The following is a 26,710-nucleotide window of genomic DNA, read 5'->3' on the forward strand; positions in this document are numbered from 1 at the left end:
AGATAAATGTACAATATATTGATCGTAGATGACGAGCCTTTAATATGTGAGGGTTTATGCAGTTTATTGTCTGCTTCCGGCATTAGTTTAGCAAATGTTTATATGGCACACAGCGGATATGAAGCGCTCGATTATTTGAGAATTGAAGAAATTGACCTGCTGATCACAGATATTCAAATGGGTTCGATGAATGGAATTGAGCTAATGCATCAGGCTAAGCTGCTGAAGCCTTGGGTTCAGACGATCATCATTTCCGCTTATGAAACGTTTCAATATGCTCAAATGGCGATTCGACTCGGTGCAAAGGACTATATGATTAAACCGCTTAATAACGATCAATTTCTGGATTCCGTCCGAAATGTGCTGCTCAAAATGAATAAGCCTGCGGCAACGGAGGATCAGTTCTTATCCAAGCTGCAAGAGCATTTCCATATGGAGGAGCCGCTCCCGAAGCGAACGGAGCTGTTTAATCAGCTGCTGTCAAGCTCCGAGGAGACACCCGAGGAAATAGCGAAGAAGCTGTATGAGCGCTACGCAATCAAGCTGAACGGGCCTTATTATGCGGTCATTAAGCTGCGCCTGAATTTATCGGATAAGGATCGGCAGATCCAAAGTAGGGATGCACTGCTGCTGCAATATGCTGCATTGAACATTGCGAACGAGCTGCTTGATAAGGAATGGAATCATGTGGCCTTCTATTCCCCCAATCAGGAGATTAGTGTACTAATTCAATGGGACGAGAACGAGTTTGGAGAAGCTAGTGTCAACAAAATTAATCAATTGGATATGATCGGGCGCAGCCTCCATTACAACATTCATAAATTTATCGGGCTGCACTGTGTCATAGGCATTAGTCAAATTGTGCGGGGCATTGGTTTCGTGGGCATGCTCAGCGAACAAGCGCGCAAAGCGATCTTGTGGAACCATGAGCACCGTGATCATTATGTGTTTTATTACGGTGATTTTAATTGGAGCACCTATACGCAGGACCCTACTGCCGAAGAGCTAAGCGAACAGAATAGCCTCATTGTAGAGAAGTCGAAGGCATATATCGATCGCAACTTTGCTCAAAAGGGACTGACGCTGCATGAGGTCGCCCAAAAAAATCATGTCAGCCCGAATTACTTAAGCTATTTGTTCAAGAAGGATACGGGCTATAACTTATGGGAGTACGTAATAAAGCTTCGAATGGAGGAGAGTCGAAAGCTTATTTTGTTTACCGATTTGCGAAGATACGAGATTTCGGAGCGCGTCGGCTACGAATCTCCTGAGCATTTTAGCAAAATATTTAAAAAATATTATGGGATGAGCCCAAGCGAGCTTAAGAAGGACGACAAGAAATAAGATGAAGTAAAAATAGCTATCATTGTCTTAGATTTGCACATTACCAGTTAGCCGCCTTGCTTCTAGAATGGTATAGAGCAATAGAAAAGAAATGAGGGAAACTCAGATGGAACAATCCGTTGTAGTAGGCGAGCCGCTCGATAGCAAGGTGCAGAGAAAGGCTGGCAGGTGGAAAAGACATATTTCGGGCTATTTGTTTCTGCTGCCCGCAGCTATCATTTTTATTTTATTTTTGTGGGTGCCGATAACGAAAGGTATTATTTACAGCTTCTATACGATCGATTTTGTAAAGGGCAATACGTTCGTGGGGTTTGATAACTACAAGACGATTTTTAACGATCCTGATGTATGGATTGGTGTGAAAAATACGCTGTACTACATGTTTTTATGTATGGTTATCGGCTTTTGGGTTCCTATTCTGTTTGCAATCGCGATATCAGAGCTGCGTCGCTTTCAAGGCTTCGTTCGCGTGGCGGCATATTTGCCGAACGTCGTGCCTGCTGTTGTGTTATACGGCTTATGGAGATGGTTCTATGATCCGGTAGGTCCGATTAACGGATTGCTGACGGAAGCGGGGCTAGACCAAATAGCCTTCCTAACGAATAAAAGCTGGTCGATGATTTCGCTTGTCGTCATGGAAACATGGCAGCAGTTCGGTTCAGGCATGCTCATTTATTTGGCTGCTGTTCTTAGTATCCCGCGGGACTGGTATGAGGCAGCAGAAATTGATGGCGCAGGCATATTCCGCCGTATCTGGCATATTACGCTTCCGTCGATTCGCGGCTTGATTCTGCTTCTGTTCCTCTTGCAGTTGATTGCAACGACGCAAGGTTTCCAATCTCAGCTGGCCTTGCTTGACGGCGGTCCGAACAAAGCAACGCTCACTTACTCGCTGTTTATCGTCAAATATGCATTTACGAAGCTTGATTACGGGGTAGCTTCTGCACTGGGTGTACTTATGTTCGTCGTCCTTGGCGGTTTGGCACTTTTACAATTCAGGCTGAACAACAGGGGGGCGGGCAAGTGATGAAGAGCTTAGACAGAGGGATATTATCCAGTCACGATTTGCGCAGAAATAAAAACAAGGTAGGGTTTCTGCTTATTATCCTTGTCATAATTGCAATGGTTGCCTCGATGCTTTATCCCATTGCTACTGCATTGTTTAACGGTTTGAAAGCAAACACCGAAGTGAACTCGTTTCCGCCGCACTTTTTGCCATCGGAGTGGCATTTCGACAACTATCGAACAGGCTGGAATTTTATTAATCTGCCGCAGTTTTTGAAAAACACGCTTATGATTTTTGGCGGCAATATGATTATGACCATCGTCGTGCTCGGTTTAGCAGCCTTTAGCCTCTCCAAACTTAATGTTCCGTATCAGAAGGGAATCTACTTTTTTTTCATGATTACACTTTTCATACCGCCGAGCACTTATATCATTCCGAACTTTCTTAATCTGAAGGATCTTGGTTTGCTTAATACGTATGCGGCTTTCTGGCTGCCAGCCAGTGCGAGTGCATTCTATCTGCTGCTGCTTAAAAATTTCTTCGATGGTATCCATCATGAAATGATTGAAGCGGCTCGAATCGACGGTGCGTCAGACTGGAAATGCTTCAGCCTTATCGCGATTCCGCTTTCCATTCCTATTTTCTCCACGCTCGCAATATTTGTTTTCTCAACGGCATGGAACGATTGGTTCTGGCCTTCGCTTGTGATGCACAGCGATAAGAAATATCCGCTTGCGACAGCCGTATATAAATACGTCATCAGTGCGCAAAGGCTCAATCTGAACATTCGTTTCGCGATCCTTACGATGGTGATGCTGCCGCCGATTCTCGTGTTTCTGGCGTTCCAAAAGTTCATTATGCGCGGACTTCATCTTGGCGGGGTTAAGGGATAAGCAGTTCGTAGACATACACATGATCGGAATAAGAATACACCTCGCCCAAATGAAAACGTCTCCTTTATGATGAGGATGTAGTGAAAATACGAATGGTGAAGGGGAATATCGATGCTAAAGAAAAACGTGGCAGTGTTGATTTGTTTGGTCATGATATGCTCAATTCTTGCGGCTTGCAGCGGTGGCAGCAAGGAGACCAACGATCCAAAAGAAACCGATAAACCAACGAATGCAGCGACAAACAATGCAGGCAGCAAGGAAACAGATCCTCCGAAGGAAGATATTAAAGACAAGAAAATTACGATCAGCATTTATTATCCATTGCCAGATCAGGTTGAGAACCGCAAGCTGGAAGATGACAAAATCAAACGTTTTAACGAGGTTTATCCTAACGTGGAAATCGTAAAAAGCGACTGGCACTACAACCCAAGCGAAATCGGCATCAAAATGGCAGCAAACGAAGCGCCGACATTTTTCAACACTTGGGCAACAGAAGCTAAGTTTTTGCAGGAGCGCGGCTGGGTAGCCGACATTACGGAGCTGTGGGACAGTTATCCATTCAAGGATCAAATCAACCCTGTGCTGCAAAGCCAATTTATCATTGACGGCAAGGTGTTCGGGGTATCCCAGAAAGCCTATGTTACAACTACGGTTGTAAACAAGAAGCTGCTTGACGAGAAAGGTGTACCGATTCCATCGTATGACTGGACATGGGACGATATGTACAACACTGCGAAAGCAGTAGCTGATCCGAAGAAAGGCATTGCGGGTATTGCACCGATGGGCAAAGGTACAGAAGCAGGCTGGAACTGGACCAACTTCTTGTTTGAGGCAGGCGGCGATGTTCAGACGATCGCTGACGGCAAAGTAACAGCCGCCTTTAATTCTGCGGCAGGCTTGAAGGCGCTAGAGTTTTACAACAAGCTTAGATGGGAAGCAAATGCAATTCCGCAGGACTGGGCACTTGGATGGGGCGATGCTGTCGGCGCTTTCGGACAAAGCCGTACGGCTATGGTTATAGCGGGAGCTGAGGGTGTACTTGAGCAAGCACTCAACCAAGGCGGCTTGAAGCCAGAGGATGTACTGACATTCCCGATGCCGGCAGCAGAGAAAGGCGGCAAGCATACAGGCGTGCTTGGCGGCGATTACCTCGTGATCAATCCAAATGCAACGAAGGACGAACAAGAAATTGCTTTCCGCTATATTACATTCGATTACTTTACCGATAAAGGTCTAGAGTCTCTTGAAACCGATATCCAAAAACGCCAAACAGAAGGCAAATACTATATTCCGCCGCAAATGAACTACTACAGCCCTTCATCGGAATACGGTCAAAAAGCACAGGCTATATTTGATAAATACGATAACGTCTACAAATATAACGCTGAATCCGATTCTTTGCTTGACGGCAAACCTGAAGCGCAATACAACACGCAGGATTACTACGGCGAAGTAACGAATGTGCTGCAAGAGGTTTTCTCCAAAAAAGGTTCAGATCTTCAAGGCTTGCTCGACAAGTCTGCCAAGGTCGTGCAAGAGAAGTTTTTTGATTCTATTAAAGTCGAATAGCTAAACGGATTGATCGAAAGAAAGCCTCCCCAATTCATCTTTAAAGGGGAGGCTTTTTATTATTTTCTAGCTTTCTAAATCTTCTGTTTTTGTATGCACGCTGTCTTCTTCATTATCTCGAATGGTCTTTTGCAAAACGAGGCAAGAAACGATTAAGAAAGCACCGGCAATCGCGTAGTAGCCTTTGACATAAAGCGGCTCCTCTAGCGTGTAAATACCTATATATTGAGCGAGAATAGCAATGATAAAGCCAGCCCAAGCCATGAACGAAAAAGCGGGTGTATTGCGGCTTCTGTAGCCCGGGTTGTAGTCTTTGAGAAACTTATCCTCGTCATTGTCGCGCGCAACCTTCTGCAGAAGAAATGAAGTGATAATTAAAAGTATGCCGGTTACAGCGTAATACCCTTGCACAGACATTGGCTGTTTAAGCGTGTAAATACCGATGAATTCGAAGCCACATGCTATAAGAAAAGCTGCCCAAGCCATGAAGGTATATGTTGGGGTATTGCGGCGGCGATAAAAATTTGCTGGTTTGCGTACTTGCATCGTTTCCATTTTTTCCATTTGAGAAAGCCTCCCGAGTCGATTTGTTGTTCATGTCTTTAGTTTACATCATATTCCAAAACGTAAAAGTACCAACTTATTGTAGTACCAGGTACTAGTAAGAAAGGAATTGACAATGAGAATGGTTATCATTAGAATGCTTGTTAATATGCTCTGCAAGGAACCATACATAAAAGGCTGAACCATCATGATCAAGTAGTCGGCTTTTCTTCGGTCGATCTGTGAGCAGCACAAAGTAAACGCTAGAGGAGCTGAACTCGGAAAGTGGAGTGGAATGATCTTATTAGGCTTTGGAACCACGCCTCAATTAAGGTGTTGGATGTTCGTCACCATAGGATGAAACTTGGCGATAGGCTGCAATCCTACCGTCTTCCAGCAAGCGGATTCTTATATACGACTATTGGCAGCGCAAATGTATGTTTGGACGGTCATCTATATAAGGCGGAGCGATTTCATGTACTGCATGGGGGCAAAGGAATGTGCTTGGATATAGACAGGCTGGAGGAGAATTTTGATTATTACTTAATCTTCTATAAAGCACTTATTCCGCATCCTTGCAGGCAAGAGATTTTATCACTTATTGAAAATAACAACCCGTTCCATATGCAATATGGCTTCGCCCCGCAATACCCGATCCCACTGTTTCGAATGGTTAACGTAATGGCACAAGAGTGGCAAATATCGCATTCTTTGGAGAGGTTTCATGTCAATACGTTATTTCATCAATTTGTTTATGAGGTATTCATTCAGCTGCAAAAGCAAGATGTATCTCTATCGAAGCCCGACCTAGCAGCACAAGCGCTTCGTTATATTCATGATCATTATATGGAGCCGATTACGCTTGAGCAGTTGGCGCAGGCCTTAAGCTATAGCGCCAAAAACTTGTCCAAGGTGTTTAAAAAGGAAACAGGGCATAGTCTCATTGATTATGTCATTCAGGTGAGAATTGATCATGCGAAGGAGCTAATGAAAAATACGAGCGCGACCATTCAGGAAATTGCGGAAAGCGTTGGTTATTCCGATCGCTTATATTTTACACGGATATTCAAAAAGGTTGCTGGCGTTTCTCCAGGTAGGTTTAAGGACAGTTTGAAAAATACTAGAAGCGGCGCAGATCGTCTATATAGATCGAGCCGATCGTCCATTGTTCCAGGGAGGCTCCGGCGTTACAATGTGTATCGTTATGATAATCATTATCAATACAAAGGAGAGAATCAATTGCCCATGTACAAAGGATTGAAATTATCAATGGCAGCAACCCTGTTGTTTTGTTTTGCTTTATTTATGAGTGCATGTTCTACGGGGACGTTAAATACAAATACGGCAACCGTGGAATCAAAATTAACGACGAAGGGGGAAGCAGCTCCTTCCAATAAGCCGCAAACGGAAGCTCAGACTAGAGTAATCACAACGATAAAAGGTGATATCGAAATTCCTTCGCATCCCGAACGGATCGTTGTTGATCTGTACTTGGGCAGCTTTATTGCACTAAATGTTAAACCAATCGGAACGCCAGAATTGAATTTGAAAAATCCGTATTTTTCAGAGGCGCTTGCAGGTGTGGAGAATATTGGAGAATACGAGAGTGTATCGCTAGAGAAAATAATAGATTTGCAGCCGGATATGATCGTTACAGGAAATGAAGCAGCTTATGAGCAGTATAGCAAAATTGCTCCGACGATCGTTGTTCCTTATGGCGAACTAAAAAATACGCATGAAGAATTGACCTATTTCGGCAAATTGTTAGGGAAAGAGGCAGAAGCGGAAGCATGGTTAGCTGATTACGACCAGCGTATTGCAGCAGCCAAAGCAAAGGTTGAAAGTATTATTCCAAGCGATGCTGTGTTTTCAGTCATGCAGGATTGGGGAGGGAATACGGGCGTATTCGGCGATAATTTCGGCAGGGGCGGACAAGCAGTCTATCAAGCACTTGGACTTAAGCCGCCAGCTAAAGTAGCGGAGCAGCTGATGAAGGAGCAAATTGTTGAGGTTTCTGGAGAGAAGCTGTCTGACTTTGCAGGGGATTATATTATATTAACGTCTGATACGCTAACGCTAGCAGATTTGAAAACCGAGCCGATCTGGAAGCTGATTGATGCAGTTAAAAATGATCGTGTCTATATTTGGAGTAAGGAACGCTCATGGTATTTTGATCCGATTGCTACGCTATCACAGACAGAGGAACTAGCTAATTGGCTCGCAGGTGCGAAATAAACGAATCGTTGAAAGCATTGATAGAGATAACAAAAGTCAGTTTTGTACAAAAAAATGGTGACTTTTGTCCATTGTCACAATGTGGATGGTATCCTAAACTTTAATAAGTGATAGTGATAATCAATATCAAAAATAAATTGATCATGACTGACGTTTGGAGGCAAACGATGAACGAACAATTGGAACTCTATGATGTAACGATAATTGGTGGTGGCCCAGGTGGGTTATATACCACTTTCTATAGCGGCATGCGCGATTTAAAAACGAAATTAATTGAAGCGCAGGATCAACTCGGCGGGCGAATGCTCACTTATCCTGAGAAAATTATTTGGGATGTAGGCGGGGTAACACCGATTCGCTGCGAACAATTAATTGCGCAATTGATCCAACAAGCCAAAACCTTTGATCCGACGATCGTGCTCGGACAGCAAATTACGGACTATGAACGATTGGCTGATGGAACATTTATGCTGACTTCATTAACCGGCGAGAAGCATCATACAAGAACGGTCATTATGGCAATCGGTTACGGAATAAAAAAATTAGCGAAGCTGGAGATTGAAGGGGCTGACCGCTATGAGGTAACGAACTTGTACTATACCGTACAGGAGCTGGAAAAATTCCGCGATAAGCGAGTGCTCATTTCCGGCGGCGGCGATTCCGCAGTAGACTGGGCTAATGAGCTGGAATCCATTGCAGCCAGCGTAACGGTCGTGCATCGCCGCGACAGCTTCGGCGGGCATGAAAGAAATGTTTCCAGGATGAAACAATCCTCAGTAAATGTTCTTACGCCTTATCAAGTGCTTGCGCTTCATAGCAGTAATGGGGAAAGTATCGAGAAGGTAACGATTGCACATATGGAAACGGAGGAAAGGAAGCAGATTGAAGTCGATGCTGTCATCGTCAATCATGGAATGAAGAGTGATTTTGGGCCTATCCGTGATTGGGGTCTTGATATGGGAGTATGGAATGCAAACGTTGGGGAGCGGATGGCTACTAATATTCCGGGCATCTTCGGCGCAGGCGATTTCGCTAGCTTTGGCAGCAAGGTTGGACTTATTGCAGGAACGTTCACGGACGGCGTCTTGGCACTCAACAGCGCGAAGCTGTATATGGATCCGGAAGCTCCAGAGATGGCTTATGTTTCTTCTCATAACGAGCGTTTTAAGGAGAAAAATCGGGAGCTTGGCGTAGTAGAAGAAGAATAGTATACCATTCGATTAGAAGGCGAGTGCTTCACAGCAATCAGCAGATTACCCATATAAGTATAGAAACCCTCTGTCTAAGACAGGGGGTTTTTGCATGCCTCTACACTTCGTAATATAACACCTATTATTTCTAGAAATGCACATCGATATGTAAGCGATTCCAAATTATGATGAAAGAGAATGAAGGATTTACATAAGCGAGTGCTTTCGAGATGCGTTTGCACTTGTATACCTTTGGGGAGGTTTGTGCAATGAAACGTGCAAGGTCTATATTGGCATTCATGCTGGCGCTGCTGCTTATGCTTATGGCGGTTCCGGTCTATGCGGACGAGACGGCGGTAGTATCGGAAGGCGGGGGGCAGCCCGAGGCGGCTGTGTCATCCGTAACGGATTCAACCTATGTTCGCATCCAGAACAAATGGCAAAGCAATTATTTGTATGAGGATGAAAATGGTATCGTACGGTACGGCTTTCCAAGCTATGAAGATGAGTCCTCGCAATGGCTCATCGAGGAGCATGATGGCAATAAGCGAATTCAAAACCGTGCAACCGGACATTACATTACGGTTTCAGAGGTTGGGAAGCGGCGCGATGCACTGATCAGCCGCGAGATAACGGAGAGTACGCTTGCAGACCAATGGACCATTCATGCGTCCAGCCGCGAGGGTTATGTGGTCATTAAAAGTGCAACTGTGCCGGAGAATGCCAATCTCGTTATTCATCAAGAGGATTTGCTCGGCTTTGCGGAAGTAAGCAATGACATCAATATAACGTTCGAGAGTCCGCAGTGGGCGCTCGAGCCAGTGGAGTCTGCTGCTCCAATTCGTCTTGCAAACAAGTTCCGAGCAGGACAATATTTGTACGAGGGAGCCAATGGTTTCGTTGACTTTGGCGAGGTGCCTGCTGCGGATCGCAAATCTCATTGGGTGCTTGTCCCGGGAGCAACGCCGGATTCCTATCGGATTAAAAACCGTGCAACCGGTCATTACATTACGCAAGGAATAGACTATGAGCCTATTAAAGCTATCGGACTGGACAACACGAATAAAAGCGAGTGGCTGGTAGCTGACACAGCGGGTGGAGATTTTATCACCTTCCAGAACGTTGCAGCTTATCAGGCGGTCCCATCGACCATTTACGTATTGAATACGCAGTTTTCTGATGACAAACATGTACGCTCGAACAGTTGGTCCGTTCTGGATCGAGACAATGCACACTGGCGAATAGAGCTGGCACCGGATACGCAGCCATACCGTATCGTGAATTTTACAAATGAGAAGGTAGGTACTGCGTATTTGTATGAAGATGCTGGGCTGGCAAAGGTTGGTGCGCTGACAACACAAGCAGGCCAGAAATCATTTTATCAGTGGGTAAGGGAAGATTTTAACGGCAAAAAACGGCTGCGCAACTTAGCAACTGGTCATTATGTTACGCGTGCAGGAGTTAATGAGATCAGTGATCCGCTTAAGGTATCTTCACTAACGGAAAGCTCTGCAGAGGATCAATGGTCCTTTAGCAAATCAGCCATTTATGATGACTATCAAAGCATTCAGAGCTATGTTGGTCAAGGCGAACATTTGCATATTCAAGACAATACGGGCGCAGCCCAAGCAAGTGCAATTCAGCCAAATGAGAATGCGGCGCAATGGTTGTTTGAAGACCCAGCATTTAGCGGGGATGGCTCGCCGCAATATATTCGAATTCAGAATGAATGGCAAAATTTCTTCTTATATGAGGATGCAGCAGGACAGCTGAAATACGGCAATGTCTCTGAAGGCGATTATAAGGGACAATGGTTAGTTGAACGTTTTAACGGTCGCAAACGCATCCAGAATAGAGCAACAGGCCACTACATTAATTTGCAAAATATGAAGGATGGACGCATGGATGTGTCTGAGGTGGCTGATGACTGGACGAGTGCGATTTGGGTCATCGAAGATGCCGGCGGCTCAAAGCTCATTCACAGCTTGCAGGATGCTAATGATGTTATTGGACAACAAAAGTATATTAGCTTGCAAAATCTGACGAAATACGCGGAATACGGCGTAATTAATCCAGGATGGGGAAGCCCTAAATGGAAGTTTATACCTGTGACAGACGCGGCGTTAACGAATGTAAGACTTAAGAACAAGCAAACCGGCAGTTATTTGTATGAAATGACCGCTGAGGGTGATGATCAAGGCAAGGTTAAGTATGGTGATCTTCCAGAAACGGATCTTAGCTCAGTTTGGTATTTGGAGCGCACGGGCGATGGACCAACCTCGGTGCGGTTGAAAAACCTCAAGACTGGCCACTATGTGTCAATGGAGCACGTAGGCGGGGATGTTGAAAAGGATGCCCCGACACAGCAAATTATCGCACAAGGCGGCATTCACGAGAGCTGGGGCAGCGTGAAGTGGAACATGGAACCTGGATCTTCTGATAAATTTGTAGTGCTGCGGAGTGGTTGGGCTCGTCATTTTCTATATTCAGATGGTGAGGGATATACGAAAGTAAGTAAGCTTGTTACTGATTCGGATAGCGCACAATATGCAGTTGAGCCGCTAGCACTTCCAGCGAAACCTTTGCCAGAGGCTCCGATTCGTATAAAAAATAAGGCAAACGGCCAATTTTTATATGAAAACAATGGAGGAATTGTTCTATATGGCAACTTGGCAGAGAACAACGGCTACAGTCATTGGATTATAGAGTCAGAGGGCGGGAAACAAAGGTTGAAAAACCGTGCTACAGGACATTACATGACAATGACCGGGGATTATGCTTTTATTGAGAGCAAGCAAGCCATTCAAGGCGATGCGTTCTTAGAGTGGGCAGTTGAAAGCACTCCGAGCGGTGCGGAATATATGATTCGCAGCTTGAATGGGAAATACGATGATGAGCTCATTCATGTTCAAAATAATGCAGGCTACGCAGAGCGTGGATTGTACCCAGCATCATTTGGATCGGTGCAGTGGACGTTTGAGAATGCGCCGGAGCAATTCGAGACGCCGTCAATGGGCGAGGAGAAGACGAATGACACGGCTACCCCAACATTTGACGACACGAACTATATTCGTATTAAAGAAAAGTCAGGCACAGGTTATTTATATGAAAACAGCGGCAAGGTGCTCAGCGGCTCAGTGAGGGCAGATAACGCGAGCTCCCAATGGCTGCTTCAGGATTTCAACGGCCGGAGGCTGTTGAAAAACAAAGCTACCGGACATCTATTGACGCTACAAGCAGATGGTCTGGCGGCAATCGCGGGTGAGGCTATAGGCATTGATGCGTCACAATGGACGATTGAGGATCGTACTGGCTATAAACGGATGATAAATGCTTCGCAGAAAGACGGATTGCTGCTGCTAACGGCTGGCAAGCTGCAATACGGTACGCCGAGTCAAGCGGATGAGGCGCTTTGGCAGTTTGAGCCCGTTGCCTCCAATCAGCGATATGAAGCAGAGAACGCTTTTATGTCTGGCGGCATGAAGGTAAGTAAGGAGTTAACAGGCTTTAAAGGTGCAAGGTATGCTGGGAACTTCACAGAAACGGGAGATAAAATCAGCTTTACTGTTCATGCTGGGGCAGCAGGCAGCTATTTAACGGAGCTTCGTTCCTTGAACGTCACCGATGTGCCAAGCCAGCTTAGCCTGTATGTGAATGGCATACGGATCAAACAAGTGGCGTTTAATGCAGCTGGAGAAAAACAAAGCTGGTCCGAAGCGGTTATTGAAATGCAGCTGCGCAGCGGAATTAATACGATTACGCTGCAAAAGGATTCAACGGATTCGGGGCAAGTATGGCTGGATAGCCTTCTAGTCAGACAAAGCATCGGCATTGCTTACCGCGGAGCGACAGTTCCATACATTACCTATGAAGCGGAACATGGATTAACGAACGGTGAGCTGATTGGACCGTCGCGCAGCTATCGCGAAATCGCTTCTGAGGCATCGGGCAGGCAGGCGGTTAAGCTGGTAGATGAAGGTGATTATGTACAATTTACATTAGCAAAGGCGGCTAATTCACTTGTGCTGCGTTATGTCATCCCAGACAGCGCAGACGGGGCTGGACGAAACGAAACGTTGGGCCTGTACGTAAACGGAGAATTTAAGCAAAATTTAGAGCTTAGCTCGAAGCATGGCTGGGAGTACGGCAGCTATCCATGGTCTAATGATCCAAAGCAGGGCAATGCACATCGTTTCTTCGATGAAATACATGCTTTGATCGGTGATATACCCGCAGGAGCTACGATCCGTCTGCAGAAGGATGCGGAGAATGCGGCAGATTATTATGTCATTGACCTTGTCGATATGGAGCAGGTGGAAGGTCCGTTTGCAAAGCCTGATGGATTCCTGTCAGTTGCCGAATACGGAGCTGTACCTGGTGATGGCATTGATGATTCGGCAGCGTTCCATTCTGCAATGAATGCAGCCAAAGAACAAGGGAAAGGCGTATGGTTCCCTCAAGGGGTATTTGAGCTTAAGGCTGATGTGATTGAATTGGATCAAATCACTATTCGCGGCGCAGGGATGTGGTATACGTCACTGATCGGTGCGAGGTTTATTGGCAAAGGCGCTAATATTGGCGTATATGATCTACTCATCGACGGCGACCTGAATATCCGTGATGATGAAGCGTTGACCCATGCTTTTTATGGCGGCTTCGGCAAAGGCTCGGTCATTCAGAATGTTTGGGTAGAACATTCAAAAACAGGGCTATGGCTGTCCAAGGTAAGGGGCAGCGACGAAATAACGGATGGCCTGCATATGGTTGGCCTTCGTTTGCGCAATTTGATGGCCGACGGCATCAACTTCTCCGTGGGCACGAGCAATAGTGTGATGGAGCAATCGGATATCCGATATCCAGGCGACGATGGTTTGGCGATGTGGTCGGCGGAAGGACGCGCAAGCATCAACAATACGGCGCGTTTTAATACGGTGGCTTTGCCTTGGCTGGCCGATAACTTCGTTATTTTTGGCGGGCAAGACAATAAGCTTCAAGATAACATCGGTACAGATACAATTACGAACGGAGCGGGCATTGCCGTATCGACACGCTTTAATCCTGTGGCATTCAGCGGCACAACGGTAGTGGAGCGCAATACACTGGTTCGTACGGGCAGCGCTGACTCTGCGTACAACATTAACTTAGGTGCGATCTGGATTTTTGCTGGCGAGAAGGATTTGAACGGCGAAGTCATTGTACGGGACAACGTCGCACTGGACAGTACGTATGCCGGTTTAATTGTACACGGCGGCGGATTCAGCATTAATCATGTGAAGCTTCATAATATCGTGCTCGACGGAATGGGTACAAACGGAATAGATGTGACAAGCGGGGTGTCGGGCAATATTCAGGTGGATAATGTCATTGTGCGTGGCGAGCGGATAGCGACACTGGCAAGCTCAAATGATCAATTATCGTTCACCGAGCAAAATGAGGGTTTTGCCAATCGTCCGAAGCCATTCCGCATAGCTCTAGAGAATGGCGATAGAGGACCGCTGTCGTTGACTGTGGGTGATACAAAAGCCATAAAGGTGTTTGATCAAGCAGGCGTCGATGTCACAGCGGATGCGATCATATCGATTGCGCAAGCAGACATTGCGGCTATTAGTGAAGATAGACAGCTTCGCGCACTAAAGATCGGCCAAACGGCACTTACCGTGTCTCATGGCTCGCAAAGCAGAGTGTATACGGTGGAAGTGAAGGCGGCCGTTTTGCCAGAGGAAGGTAATGAAGGCAGCACTGGCGGTTCAGGCTCAGGTCAAGGTCAAATCGGCGGTGCGATTAATACAGCGCAAAATGACAGCAAGCTAAAGACAGATGCCGCAAGCAAGCTTGAGCGGATCATCTTCGCCAAAGGTACGTTAACATCAAATGGAGAACTCTCCTTCTCCGCACAAGCTCTTCTTGACGCGCTTAAGAGCAGTCCAAATGCGATTGTCGTCATGGAGCAGGGTACAGCTTCGTATGAATTCCCGCTGGAGCTTGCAAACGGCGTTCTGGAGGAGGCAAAGCTTGCGAATAACGGTAAGCTAATTGTAACTTTCTCAATCAAGCCGGTTAGTCAACAAGTGCTTGATAACATTCGGGCGAAAGCCAAAGCAGCAGGTTTTGAGCTTGCAGGTGATCCTGTTGATTTTATTATTTCCGTCTCGGATGGAAGCACATCAGCAGAAGTACACAGCCTTGGCGGCAAATATGTGAAGCGTACGATGACAATAGACCGTGAACTGGATGCCAAAACAGCAACAGCGCTCGTATTTGATCCGGCAACGGGAGCTTTCCGTTACGTTCCGGCTTTGTTCCGATCAGATGAAGGGAAAACAACTGTCACCATTTTGAGTACTAGCAACAGCAGCTACGTAGTCGCTTTAAATCCCAAAACTTTTGCAGACATTAGCAGCCACTGGGCAAAATCGAATATTGAGCTGCTCGCTTCCAAACAAATTGTGAGCGGTGCAACGGCGTCGAGCTTTGCTCCTAACCGTACAGTTACGCGCGCTGAATTTGCGGCAATGCTTGTAAGAGCGCTTTGCCTCCAAAATAGTGGAGGCAAGCAGGCGTCGGCGTTCAGCGATGTTGCGCCGGGCGCTTGGTATGCGGATGCGATTGCAACAGCTGCAAGATTTGAACTGATTAAAGGCTTCGAGGACGGAACCTTCCGTCCGAATACGACCATTACGCGCGAGCAAATGGCAGTAATGGCAGCAAGCGCATTAAAATTTGCGGAAGCAGCAGGAGCTAACGTCAAGAAAGCAGTTAATGAGGCTGCCAGCTTTAAAGACGAAGCAGCTATACATGGCTGGGCGCTTGATGCGGTGACTCAGGTTGCAGCAGCAGGAATATTGGAGGGCAAAGGAAATCAATCATTCCTGCCTCTAGATCTAGCAAGCCGCGCCGAAGCAGCAACGATGATCACACGGTTATTGCAGTTCGTAGAGCTGCTGGATAAGTAATATGCAATGAAAAACGGTGTCTACCTGTCCCGCGAGGGCTAACAGGGCGACACCGTTTTTTTTGTATAACCTAGCGTTTTCTAAGTAGAAAAAACTCGCATTCTTTTCGGTTATGATAGGCAATATCGCTTACCCCCGATTGGGTCACAATCGTGCTATCATCAAACCGCACAACCAGCGAGCTGGCATCGATGAGCTGATTGTCTTGAAACACGCGAATGCGCTGCTGCAGTTCGATAACCTCTTCAAAATCCTGATCGGTGCTGAGTCGTCGATTAATGGCCATATATACTCCTTTAATACGGAAAATGATTTCTTATAGTCTATCCCATGTTAGATCGTGTTGCAAAGTTGTCTTTGTTTCTCTTTGTCTCCTCAGGCAACCTATGTTACATTGTATTCACGAAAAACGAATTGTCAAAAAGGAGAAGGAGATACGAGTATGTCCATCCGCGTTCGGCTGCTATTGTCCTACAGCTGTATTCTTATCGTTACGATCGTATTGTTTCTTGCCGCTGCTCTGCTCTTTGTAGTAGCGATAACAGGCGATGTGCGAAGCGTAAAGGACTTTTACAATATTCATTATTCCGTTAATCCATTGTCTGAGCAGGAGGAAACGATTTTCCTTGATCTAAAGTATTTGGCGAAAAATGAACCCGACTCGCTTCTTGATCATACACTGCTCGATCAATATAATTACAAGCTTCGTTCGGTACAAGCGGAACTGGTTATAAGAAAAGGCGACGAGGCGATATATTCGTCTTTGTCCGTAAAACAGCCCCAATTCATCACGTTTTTGCCTGACTATGAGATGGAAAACAATGCAATCCGCAACACCCTGCAAATAGGGGACCATTTTTATGCTTATGCGAAATTTGATTTTCGTTTTCCAGATCAATCCAAGGGAAGCGTACTCGTTGTAAGGGAGCGCAGTCCATTTGCAGAGGTTGTTCGTACACTCTTGCCTATTATATTAGGCGTGCTGTTTATCGTGCTTTTGCTCATGAATATGCTGCTTTATTATTTTTTGACGCGTAGTATTATTAAGCCGCTTGATTTGCTTCGGAAGTCGACAGAGCGTATTAAGGAAGGCGATTTGGAGTTTGAGCTGCAAGCGGTAGGCAGCGATGAGATTGCAAGGTTAAGCGAAGCCTTTGAAGATATGAGAATGAAGCTGAAGCAATCGGTAGAGAAGCAGCTGCAATATGAGCAAAATCGCAAGGAGCTTGTCGCGAACATTACGCATGATCTGAAAACGCCGATTACTTCAATTAAAGCAAGCATCGAAGGCATTCGGGACGGTGTACCGGATACGAAGCAAAAGATGGAGCGTTATGTGAACACGATTTTGACGAAGGCCGAGCATATGGATCAACTGATTGACGAGCTATTTCTTTACTCGAAGCTTGATTTGAAGCAGCTGCCGTTTACATTTGAGGAAATCAGCTTGGGGCAATTCATAGAGGACTATGCCGAGGATTTGCAATTTGATTTGCAAGACAAAGGCGTTGCGCTGACGTGGGACATTGTTCATTCGGAATCTACCAATGTGCTTGCCGACCGAGATAAGCTGAAGCGGGTTCTAACCAACATTATGGACAACGCCATGAAATTTATGTTGGACGAGCCAAAGCAAATAGCGATATCGCTTAGTGTGGAGACTGATTTTGTTAGATTAATGATTAGCGACAGCGGCGCAGGAATATCGGAGGAAGCTCTCCCGTTTATTTTTGAACGTTTTTTCCGCGAGGATCTCTCACGCAGCCAGCAGACTGGTGGAAGCGGCCTAGGGCTTGCGATTACGAAACAAATTATCGAAGGGCATAACGGCAGCATTTATGCTGAGAGCAAGCTTGGAGCAGGAACTAACATGATCATCAAGCTGCCGCTCGCGAGGAGCATAGGAGGACGAACATGACGAGAATTCTCATTATTGAAGATGAAGTGTCGATAGCTGAGGTGGAAAAGGATTATTTTGAGCTGCATGGTTTTTCTGCGGACATATGCTTAACAGGAACAGAGGGGCTGCGCGCTGCTGTAGAAGGTGAATATGATTTGATCGTACTAGATTTGCAGCTGCCAGGCATGGATGGGTATGAGATTTGTCGTCAAATCCGTGCGGTAAAGGAGGTTCCTATCCTTATCGTATCTGCCAAAAAAGAAGAGATCGATAAAATTCGCGGGTTAAGCTTAGGGGCGGATGATTATATCACGAAGCCGTTTAGTCCAAGTGAGCTGGTCGCCCGGGCGAAAGCACATTTGCAGCGCTACAAGCGATTGATGGGAAACCGCGATACCAAAGCCTCAAATAAGATCCAAATACGCGGCTTGCAGATTGATACCTCCTCCCGGCGCGTGTACGTCAACGACCACGAGGTGCAGTTCACGACAAAGGAATTTGATCTGCTGTCCTTTCTAGCGTTGAACCCCAATCATGTATTCAGCAAGCAAGAGCTGTTTGAGCAGCTGTGGGGGATGGATTCACTTGGCGAGATTGCGACGGTAACCGTTCATATACGCAGGTTAAGAGAAAAAATAGAAGCGGATCCTTCGAATCCGCAATATATTGAAACCATTTGGGGCGCAGGGTATCGGCTAACGATTTAGGCGGATTAAATAGACTATTCCGGTACGCTATAGTTATTTAACCAGTGGAAGGCTTGCTCAGCATCGCTAAAAAATTGTACAGACGGTTTGGTATTGGTTTGCTGCAAGTGATTCAGAATTTCACCATCTTCCAATAGGAATGCGATGGCTTTGCTATGACTCAAAATGCTTTCATTAAAAAATTTATCTTTCCATGCTTTTTGAACCGAATAATGGTCGGGTGTATAGCCTTTTCGATCTACTAACAAACGGTAATTTCGCCCCTCTGCCATGAATGGCTGAAACGCCTGCTCGAAACCATTAAACCAGTCATTAACATCATCTGTGCTTATTTTTCCAATCAGACGAGTAACAATTAAATCTCCTGAAACGGTTGTGCTAATATTGCGTTCACTCAACTAGATTCATCTCCCTTAGTTACAATTATGTATATCGTTTCCATAATGTCAATAAGGCTGCAACTTGCTGAGGTCGTCTTCTTTTTTGACCAAGTTCTGCATAAGTATGGGTAATAAAGAGTGTGCAGCTTGGTGCGGGAGGGGATCGGATTGGCGAAATGGGGAAGGCGAGGCTGGCATTTTCGAGGATTTGGCGGCAGCCGTATGCAGCTTTGGTCTGGCCGTCCATTCTCTAAAGTAAAATCAGTCACTTGGGGCAGTCGAGGAAGCTCAGCTTCATCAAGGCCAGCACCAAAGAAATGGGGTTCGGGAGCTCGTACAAGTGCAAGCAGCGGAAAATGGGGCATTAGGCGTCCAGCCGTAAAATACAGCAGCAGCCGAAGCAGCGGCAATGGCGGATCAGGCGGCACTTGGGGCTCTCTCCCTGCTAAGCCTCGTATAAGACGCCGCACAATCTTTATTATAGCCCTGCTTGTCTTTATGGTTTTTTCGATCCAATCCTTCGTCTATATTGAGAAAAATTTACGGCCGCCGCTGATGAATATAGCGAAAATCAGAGTAAAGCAAATCGCCACGCAGGCTATCAATAAAGCGATAACCGAGCAGGTAGCGAGCCGATCGGACAGCAGCAACCTTATTGACTGGAAGATGAACAGCAATGGGAAAATATCTGGCTTCATGCTTAATTACGCGGAGCATATGAAGATCACCTCGCAAACGATAAACACCGTCCAAAACACCTTAAATGAAATGAAGGATATACCGGAGCATATCCCGATTGGGCATGCGCTGGGTAGTGCGATCATCTCCTCATATGGCCCAAGAGTTCCAGTGAAATTCGAGCCGGTTGGGGCTGTTAAGGTAGATCTTAGCACGCGTCAGAAGGATGCCGGCATCAATATGATTTTGGTTGAGGTATACATTCGCATAATAGCGGAGGTTACGATCATTATTCCGTTTGATACCGAGCCGGAGCTGGTCGAAACGGATATTCCGATTTCATATTTGCTAGTAGTCGGCGACGTGCCGATGTACTATTACGACAATACGGGCAAACCTGTAGGCGAGTCGGCTGCGCAGGCGCCAAACATCTCGGTTCCGCTCGGCGAAGGTGCGGGAGGCGGAGTTACATCCAGTCCACAAAACAACAATAATGGAGAGTCTTCAGGCACTGGAGCAACTAATGCAGGACCGTCAACAGAAGCAACGAACGAAGGCTCTAATCATTCTAAAGGTTCTAACCAAGGATCAAATAGTTCGGGAAATTCATCTTCTGAATAGCATACATATAAAAACGACTTTATTGTCTTCTGCAAAGAGGACGATAAAGTCGTTTTATATTTTTTGATTTAATTTCCGGAACGCATTCGTTTACGCTCTGCTTGCTCCCAGCGGCGCAGCATCGGATATGGATCAAACGACCATTCAATTAATCCGCGGTCGCTGTATACGCCATAATGCAGGTGAGGAGGAAACTTTCCCTGCGTCCCGGGTTTGCCGTAACCAGAGCTTCCTACCCATCCAACAACCTGTCCAGGCTTTACGACATCGCCTATATTAACGGTTTTGTCAAAGCCGGACAAATGTGCGTAATAGTGGTAAAAATTGTTTAGATCACGAATGCCAATTCTCCAGCCGCCGTAGGGATTCCAGCCCTGCACCTCAACAATGCCATAACAGGTGCTCCGAACAGGGACGCCATGCCTTACGAAAATGTCGGTACCTTCATGGGTACGCCTGCCGCCCCAGCTTCGCCCGGTTCCCCAGGTGCTGTTATAGGCATAATGAGTGCTGATTGGCAGCGGGAATGCATGCTCGAACAAATCAAGCTGGCCAAATGCTTCATAGATTCGGGCGAACTGCTGGATGCGCTGCACTGAACGATTATTTTGATAATACTCCCAAAGTCCGATTGCGAAATCATCATTGGAGATACCGTACGCGGCAACGCGGCTAACAAGTGAATAGAGAAGATCGATGTCGCTTGTTCGTTCCGCTTGTCCATTCCCGTCACCATCGCGGCCAATCCCGTTAAAAAAGTTGATCGATACCGGCGAGCTGTCATCCGTATTCGGATTGAGCGGGCCGACCCAGCGTTCCTGGTCGATAAACACGCCAACGGTGTTCCCAAGCATTGGACGAGCCTTTGGACGTGCTTTAGACATGGATCGCTCATACTGATCGATGGCTGCAATCCAGAACCAAGGCACTTCGGTAAATAAGCTTAATTTGTCATACAAGCCTCTTCTAACGGAAAAGGGATCGGTCTCAGCATCGACTGTTTGCTCATGGGCCTTATCAGTTTTTTGCTTGACAGCAGGAGCTGCTTTTACAGAACTGACGGGCGTGACAATGAACAGAGAAGCTGCGGTTATTGCTGCAACAATAGGAATAGTCAGTTTCAAACGTCTCACCCTTCCAAAAGCATGACGGTTATAACGTTATGTTTTGCAAATCATTGGTTTTTATACGAAACATGTTATCATATTTGAAATTTATAGTCCGTTGTACAGGCAATGTAAGGGTTTGGAGGATGATATCGACAATAAAGTCACATAAAAAATCACAATACTGTCACTAAAATTTATTTGAGTTCTAGTATTTCACCAAAATGAATTCTAATGTGTGTGGCGAAAAATATGGGGTGTTGCGTTCTTCTTTATGCTTGTCCTTCTTATAATTCGTTGCATGCGGATATAAATCATACGTTGTGTATAAGGATGACCATTAATTCGTGAGATTACAAAATTAGAATCAACACATTTAATACCTTGGCTGATTGCCGAATTTTTGGCTTCGATTTGTTTTAATTTATGTGCTTTGATTAGTGCAATCACACTTCCATCAATATCGAATGTCCTAGTGGAACCTTTTGTTTTAGATGGGGTTAACTTGTACTCGCGCATATTGCCCCTTGGAGTGTAGAGAGTTTTGTTAATACGTATATCATTAGTTTCAAAATTAATGTCATTCCATTGTAAGGCACATAATTCACCCGAACGCATACCTGAAAAAATGAATAAATAGAACATTTCAAGATCATTGAAACGACCAAATAATTTTACAACATTCAAAAACTCAGCAATTTCGTTTTTCTCTAAATATTTATTATCTAGACTTTCATTTTCTAAATCCTTCATTGTTTTTTTCTTTTTTGGTCCTCAACACGTTCTTTTGTTTCTTTTTTTGTGTCTGCTCTCCTGGATATTTGTCTTCTTTCACCAGTAATAGGATCGGGTGGTCCATCGGCAACACAAATCCATTTATAACCTTGTTTGTTTTTAGCTTTTACCTTTTACCTTAGTAAAAGAAGCCATAATAACTCTCCTTCTTTCTAAAATTAACTCCCCCGAATTAATCTCGCATTGCATAATTTCCTCAATATCTTGAATTCGCAATAATAGACGACGAATATCTTGTATCTCTATGTTTTCAGATTCCTTTTTAATTTTTGTATATATGTAATCCTTAAGTGTAGGTAAATGAATGTCGAGTGACTCTTGGTGACGGCTAAAGCGGTCACGGGACTAAAGTACCTGTGTAATTTAAATTGAATAATAAATTAGCTTTAGTTGAGATCCTAGCATTTGAGTGTGCGGATAACGGCGGTAAGTTTGATACAGCATTATGATCAGTACGATTATCGGAATTTGCATATTACGCATCCAAGATGCATGTTAAGCAAAAGAATTTACTGAAAAAAGAAGTTATCAAGCGTAGTGCAGATATTCGTTATATGCGTGACGCTGCAAATATTGGTGACACCGTCCGTGTGCCGATGCTTCGTGAAAATCCGCTCTTAGGTGGTTATATCCGTGATGGGCGGAAGCTTGTCGAAGGAGTGATCATTAATAAGGAATTAATAGCCCCAGCTGGCGATATACAATCCGCAGGACAGAAAACGGACAGATTCAAAAAGGCAATGGTCATATGATTAAAGAGATTGTTGTCAGAAGTTGCGATGTAATTCAGTGAATATTGATTACTATAGAACCCGTATTTAATGTACGGGACCTCTGGAATTAGATTGTCATTCTCTTAACGTTTGATGATAGCACAAATATAACATAACTTTCTTCTTCCTTTTATAAGCTTTAAGTTTTCACAATATGCACATTTCATAGGCACTCACCTCCTGAGTTATTATGTCCGAAGGTCGTTAAGGAGTATACAGGTAAGTTGAACGTTGAAGATTACGGGAGTAGCAAACTTGTTACATTAATCTCTAAGTAGTTTGAAAGGGAAATTTGTAGGAGGATTAAAAAACCTGCCCAATGGGCAGGTTGGGCAACTTATTTTTATGCGTTAACAGTCTCTGGTCTTTTAACTTGAAGTGGAGGAGGTATAAGCCAACCTTTTTCTTTGCTCAGTTCAAGTATTTTAACGCCAAGTGCTGTTTTAGTAAGATGATATTTCGCAAATAAAGCTCCAATATCTTCTCTAATAGACTGACCCATAACTTGGCTACAAGCAACTAGTCCAAGTGATGTGTCATTGGCAATTTTAGCAGCAATTTCGGGATCAGAGAATCTTGCGCCTACAGGGATGTCTTCGAGTTTAACAGGGGGTCTCTCAGGCATCATAGGTGCGGAAGCAATTCCGTTATCAGTAAGCAATGTATCACATTCTTTAATTTCCATCTTTGCTTGATCAATGAGAGCATCCAGTATTTTTTTTAAGTCTTTGTCTCCAGCGTGATTTAAGTATGCTTGGTAACAGGATACAGCGCCTTTTGCTACAGTTGAAGCCTGCCAAACACTAAATATTTCACCGTAGTGCATTGGTTCATCCTTTGGATTACCGCTTAAAATTCCCATTTGATTTGCTCCTTTTGATTCATTAATTTTTTGAACTGACTTAATATGCTTAACTACACAGAAATAATACGAATAAGGGTGAAATTCACAAAAATACTTGGAAACACTTCGAATTAGGCAGAAAAAATGAACGAAGCTATTTTGCACTCAAATGAACCCCCCATTAAATGCAGGGGTTCATGAAAAACGATTCTCTATTCTTGCTTAAGTACGTTCCCGATCTCGGCTTCTTAATCCGATTAAGCCCGTTAAGCCAAGCAAACCAAGCCAGCCCCAATTATTTCTTCTATCGTCTGTTGTCGCATTTGTCCGATAGTTGTTTGCATTCATACCCGTGTTATTTGCTCCATAGCCATCGCCATAGCCATTCATTTGATTAGTGGTTGTGTTGTTTGTTCCATAACTGTTCATGCGATTGTTATCTGTTGTCATCCTATCTACTTGATTTGATTGTTCCGCGAAGGCAGGGAAACACAGTGCGGATGATAGGATTGTAAAGGCAAATAGCAACGAGTAAATTTTTTTCATTTTCACTAATTCTCCTTGTATTCAAATTTATTACGTTTATAAGTTTCCCTTACTGAAAATAAAATATTCTGCTTTTATGTATCTCAATGAATATTGAAGTACTTAAAAAAATCCTCGGCTTATATAACCGAGGCAATGAGGATTATTTAACTGTTTAAAACAATTCACATTCCATTAGAAAGATTCGAGTGATGGGCAGCATTGAACATAGATGAAATTCATCAAATCCATGGCAGTTGTACCTAGGATAGGGGGGATTTCATTAAGAGTATATACTGGAGTGACAAAAGTTGTTACCGAGCCATAATAATAGCGCAAATGTAGCAGGTATGCTTAAGACCTTTTAGCTTTTTTAGATTTTCACAGTTTAAGCATTTCACGTCTCAAAACTCACCTCCGAGGTTATTATGCCCGTTGGTCAAAAATGTATTTTAGAAATGTATGAGTTTAGAAGTTGAATCGTTGAATACAGAAGTACATGGGAGGTGGATCGATGGGAGCACCGAGAATCTTGCACTATCCAGGTAGCCAGTGGAACATGGCTGGATGGATTATTGAGCATATGCCATCGCATTCTGTTTATCTGGAACCATTCTTTGGATCTGGCGCGGTTTTGTTTAACAAACAACCTTCTGGGTTGGAAACTATCAATGATATCGACGGTGATGTAATTAATCTCTTTAAAGTAATTCGAGATTACCAAGATCAAAATGCTGACGCAGTTCATTGGACACCGTACTCATGGCAAGAATATTTAGTTTCTCACAAGCTTTCTGAAAATGAAATTGAACGGGCGAGGCGATTCCTAGTTCGCTGCTGGCAGTCGATCAGGGTAAAGACTGGATCGATATCGGGTTGGAAGTGTAGAGGAACCGCAGATGATTCTTATCGGGTAAAGCAGTGGAACAATCTACCTGTAAAAATCATTGATGTGGCTGAGTGAATGAAAGACGTTCAGATTGAGAATAGACCAGCGCTGCAGGTCGTTAATAGATATAATCGATCAGACGTTTTGATTTACGCAGATCCACCATATTTGATGGATACACGAAATGGAAAGCTTTATGAAAACGAAATGTCCGATGAGGATCACACTGAACTTTTACATGCACTCTTGCAGCACTCTGGTCCAGCAATTTTATCAGGCTAAAATCATCCTCTTTATGAATCTATGCTTTCTGGCTGGATGCGTGAGGAGCAAAAACAAATTATCGAAAATGGATCCGCGCGAACCGAAGTTCTCTGGATCAACACAATAGTTGCTGAAGCAATTGGCGGACAACTGAAGCTTTTTTAATGGACAGGTTTGAATATTGAGGAACTTGGAGGGTGAATATGCAGCATAATCTTAAAACTTTGCCAAAATGGTACAAGGATGTCGTTAGTGGGGCGAAGACATTTGAGGTACGGCGAAAAGATCGTAATTTTAAAGTAGGAGATACACTGAGTTGCAGGAGTGGAGTCCGGAGACAGGGTATAGCGGCAATGCCGCCAAAGTCTATGTCTTTTATATTCTTGATGATTTCGAATATTTGAAAGACGGATATATCATAATGGGATTCGCATGAATAAAGAAATACATGGGAAGTGCGAGATATGATAGTATTTCTTGATTTATCCATAGCCAGTCAGGTATTAGCAACCGTAATGTATAGTTATTTGATTTTATCTAACTAATACCGACTGAATAAGGAATAAATATGAAAAGGGAAATAACCCGATGATTCAATAGATTAAGCTGGTTTACCTGTCAGACTATTTTCAAACATATCAATTATAACGAGGAAATGTTCTGCTTCTCGAAATACATGATCCGCCAATAAAGGATGAATGATACTTTTTATTCGGCAGGCTTCAATTAGGTCTCGAGCTGTTCTCTTAAAATCACGAAGCGATTTAACTGATACTCTATTTTGATCAAGAAATTGGTCAAGTAGCGGAACAGTTTGCGATTGAGGACGCATAGATTCCAAATCCTTTGCTTGAAATAGTAATGTATCAAATTCTTGACTAAAGTTATTTGCTTGTTCAACTAATTGCCGCTCGGATGGATCAAGCAAGTGACTAATGAATTTGGCGTGGTCAGCCATGATTCTTAGAAAGAAAACATTCTCGTCGATAATAGCGTCGGGCAGCGGCTCCAACCGACCTAAATTTAATTCCGACAAACGATTTCTGAAATAATTAGCTTCTCTACTCACATGATCAACTAACAATGGAAAGTTGTTTGCACCTGGAAGTTGGCACGTCAGTATTAAACCGAGCACTTTTCTTTTGAAAGCCCAAATATAAGATACAGCAGTATGCACCTCTTCATTAAATCTTTTAATTACAGAGGGATCTGTTCCAAATGTAAATGCATTTGATCTATTTTCGATTGCTTCAAAGACGGCATAGAATTGATTTGCTTCATTAATTAATTGGGTATCCTCACAACGGAAACCCAATTTAAGAAATAGAGAATGCTCTTTCATAATTCGAGACCAAAACCTAACTTCTTCTAAAGAACGAGCTACAAATGACTGATCTAACAATGGCAGCATCTCCCTTGTAATATTAATCATCAGAAGAAATGTATGTAAGGAGAACTTGTTCTATTCCTTAACCAGAATTACAAAAATGGCATT

Annotated in this window: 19 protein-coding genes and 3 pseudogenes; 13 read left to right on the top strand and 9 right to left on the bottom strand. The window is 44.3% G+C overall.

Features of this window, described 5'->3' with window-relative positions:
• Window positions 1-6: 6 nt before the first annotated feature.
• The 4 genes from MHH56_RS07170 to MHH56_RS07185 all read left to right on the top strand — a co-directional run bounded on the left by MHH56_RS07170 (window position 7) and on the right by MHH56_RS07185 (window position 4,812).
• Window positions 7-1,344, top strand: a complete 1,338-nt coding sequence (locus tag MHH56_RS07170) for a response regulator (RefSeq protein WP_339207480.1) — start codon at window positions 7-9, stop codon at window positions 1,342-1,344.
• Window positions 1,345-1,450: 106 nt separating this feature from the next.
• Window positions 1,451-2,371, top strand: coding sequence for a sugar ABC transporter permease (locus tag MHH56_RS07175; RefSeq protein WP_339207481.1), 921 nt, complete (start codon window positions 1,451-1,453; stop codon window positions 2,369-2,371).
• Entirely contained in the window at window positions 2,371-3,243 is an 873-nt protein-coding gene (locus MHH56_RS07180) for a carbohydrate ABC transporter permease (RefSeq protein ID WP_076271011.1), read from the top strand. The genes MHH56_RS07175 and MHH56_RS07180 overlap by 1 nt, the downstream gene beginning before the upstream one ends.
• A gap of 111 nt (window positions 3,244-3,354) precedes the next feature.
• A complete protein-coding gene (locus MHH56_RS07185; protein WP_339207482.1) occupies window positions 3,355-4,812 on the top strand; it encodes an extracellular solute-binding protein in 1,458 nt (485 codons plus the stop codon).
• A gap of 66 nt (window positions 4,813-4,878) precedes the next feature.
• Here MHH56_RS07185 and MHH56_RS07190 read toward each other — a convergent pair whose 3' ends face one another.
• Both MHH56_RS07190 and MHH56_RS07195 read right to left on the bottom strand, forming a co-directional pair.
• The gene (locus MHH56_RS07190) at window positions 4,879-5,076 is read right to left on the bottom strand and encodes a YiaA/YiaB family inner membrane protein (RefSeq protein ID WP_256711064.1); all 198 of its coding nucleotides are present in this window, start codon (window positions 5,074-5,076) and stop codon (window positions 4,879-4,881) included.
• Window positions 5,077-5,136: 60 nt separating this feature from the next.
• Window positions 5,137-5,358: pseudogene (locus MHH56_RS07195) on the bottom strand (YiaA/YiaB family inner membrane protein); the annotation flags it as partial.
• Window positions 5,359-5,640: 282 nt separating this feature from the next.
• On the opposite strand from MHH56_RS07195, the gene MHH56_RS07200 reads away from it, so the two are divergent.
• From MHH56_RS07200 to MHH56_RS07210, 3 genes are all read left to right on the top strand, one after another.
• Window positions 5,641-7,590 carry an AraC family transcriptional regulator gene (locus MHH56_RS07200; RefSeq protein ID WP_339207483.1) on the top strand — a complete coding sequence of 650 codons (1,950 nt, stop codon included), beginning with the start codon at window positions 5,641-5,643 and terminating at the stop codon, window positions 7,588-7,590.
• Window positions 7,591-7,757: 167 nt separating this feature from the next.
• Entirely contained in the window at window positions 7,758-8,798 is a 1,041-nt protein-coding gene (locus MHH56_RS07205; RefSeq protein WP_339207484.1) for an NAD(P)/FAD-dependent oxidoreductase, read from the top strand.
• A 251-nt stretch (window positions 8,799-9,049) separates the two neighbouring features.
• Window positions 9,050-15,733, top strand: a complete 6,684-nt coding sequence (locus MHH56_RS07210) for an S-layer homology domain-containing protein (protein WP_339207485.1) — start codon at window positions 9,050-9,052, stop codon at window positions 15,731-15,733.
• A 70-nt stretch (window positions 15,734-15,803) separates the two neighbouring features.
• Here the strand turns inward: MHH56_RS07210 and MHH56_RS07215 are convergent, their stop codons facing one another.
• On the bottom strand, window positions 15,804-16,019 hold the full coding sequence (locus tag MHH56_RS07215) for a hypothetical protein (protein WP_339207486.1): 216 nt from the start codon (window positions 16,017-16,019) through the stop codon (window positions 15,804-15,806).
• Window positions 16,020-16,175: 156 nt separating this feature from the next.
• Between MHH56_RS07215 and MHH56_RS07220 the strand changes: the two genes are divergently transcribed.
• Window positions 16,176-17,651, top strand: a complete 1,476-nt coding sequence (locus MHH56_RS07220; protein WP_339207487.1) for a HAMP domain-containing sensor histidine kinase — start codon at window positions 16,176-16,178, stop codon at window positions 17,649-17,651.
• Window positions 17,648-18,340, top strand: a complete 693-nt coding sequence (locus MHH56_RS07225) for a response regulator transcription factor (protein WP_339207488.1) — start codon at window positions 17,648-17,650, stop codon at window positions 18,338-18,340. The genes MHH56_RS07220 and MHH56_RS07225 overlap by 4 nt, the downstream gene beginning before the upstream one ends.
• Before the next feature lie 14 nt (window positions 18,341-18,354).
• Here the strand turns inward: MHH56_RS07225 and MHH56_RS07230 are convergent, their stop codons facing one another.
• Window positions 18,355-18,738, bottom strand: a complete 384-nt coding sequence (locus tag MHH56_RS07230; RefSeq protein WP_339207489.1) for an STAS/SEC14 domain-containing protein — start codon at window positions 18,736-18,738, stop codon at window positions 18,355-18,357.
• Between the two features lie 150 nt (window positions 18,739-18,888).
• Between MHH56_RS07230 and yunB the strand changes: the two genes are divergently transcribed.
• On the top strand, window positions 18,889-20,019 hold the full coding sequence (gene yunB, locus MHH56_RS07235; protein WP_339207490.1) for a sporulation protein YunB: 1,131 nt from the start codon (window positions 18,889-18,891) through the stop codon (window positions 20,017-20,019).
• A gap of 68 nt (window positions 20,020-20,087) precedes the next feature.
• On the opposite strand, the gene MHH56_RS07240 is transcribed toward yunB, so the two are convergent.
• Window positions 20,088-21,143 carry a M23 family metallopeptidase gene (locus MHH56_RS07240; protein ID WP_339207491.1) on the bottom strand — a complete coding sequence of 352 codons (1,056 nt, stop codon included), beginning with the start codon at window positions 21,141-21,143 and terminating at the stop codon, window positions 20,088-20,090.
• Window positions 21,144-21,356: 213 nt separating this feature from the next.
• Window positions 21,357-21,878: a site-specific integrase gene (locus MHH56_RS07245; RefSeq protein WP_339207492.1), complete on the bottom strand. Its 522-nt coding sequence runs from the start codon at window positions 21,876-21,878 to the stop codon at window positions 21,357-21,359.
• A 530-nt stretch (window positions 21,879-22,408) separates the two neighbouring features.
• Here MHH56_RS07245 and MHH56_RS07250 point away from each other — a divergent pair.
• Window positions 22,409-22,672, top strand: coding sequence for a hypothetical protein (locus tag MHH56_RS07250; protein ID WP_339207493.1), 264 nt, complete (start codon window positions 22,409-22,411; stop codon window positions 22,670-22,672).
• A 364-nt stretch (window positions 22,673-23,036) separates the two neighbouring features.
• On the opposite strand, the gene MHH56_RS07255 is transcribed toward MHH56_RS07250, so the two are convergent.
• Together MHH56_RS07255 and MHH56_RS07260 are read right to left on the bottom strand one after the other, a co-directional pair.
• Window positions 23,037-23,555, bottom strand: coding sequence for a DUF3231 family protein (locus MHH56_RS07255; protein WP_339209525.1), 519 nt, complete (start codon window positions 23,553-23,555; stop codon window positions 23,037-23,039).
• Between the two features lie 204 nt (window positions 23,556-23,759).
• The gene (locus tag MHH56_RS07260) at window positions 23,760-24,083 is read right to left on the bottom strand and encodes a WGxxGxxG family protein (protein WP_339207494.1); all 324 of its coding nucleotides are present in this window, start codon (window positions 24,081-24,083) and stop codon (window positions 23,760-23,762) included.
• Between the two features lie 493 nt (window positions 24,084-24,576).
• Here MHH56_RS07260 and MHH56_RS07265 point away from each other — a divergent pair.
• Window positions 24,577-25,233: pseudogene (locus MHH56_RS07265) on the top strand (DNA adenine methylase).
• Between the two features lie 185 nt (window positions 25,234-25,418).
• Window positions 25,419-25,651 (top strand): annotated as a pseudogene (locus MHH56_RS07270) (DUF3850 domain-containing protein).
• 165 nt (window positions 25,652-25,816) lie between these two features.
• Here the strand turns inward: MHH56_RS07270 and MHH56_RS07275 are convergent.
• Window positions 25,817-26,647 (bottom strand): DUF2935 domain-containing protein, encoded by an 831-nt coding sequence (locus tag MHH56_RS07275; RefSeq protein ID WP_339207495.1) that lies wholly within the window; start codon window positions 26,645-26,647, stop codon window positions 25,817-25,819.
• Window positions 26,648-26,710: the final 63 nt, after the last annotated feature.

It is taken from the genome of Paenibacillus sp. FSL K6-3182 (assembly GCF_037976325.1).
GTDB lineage: Bacteria > Bacillota > Bacilli > Paenibacillales > Paenibacillaceae > Pristimantibacillus.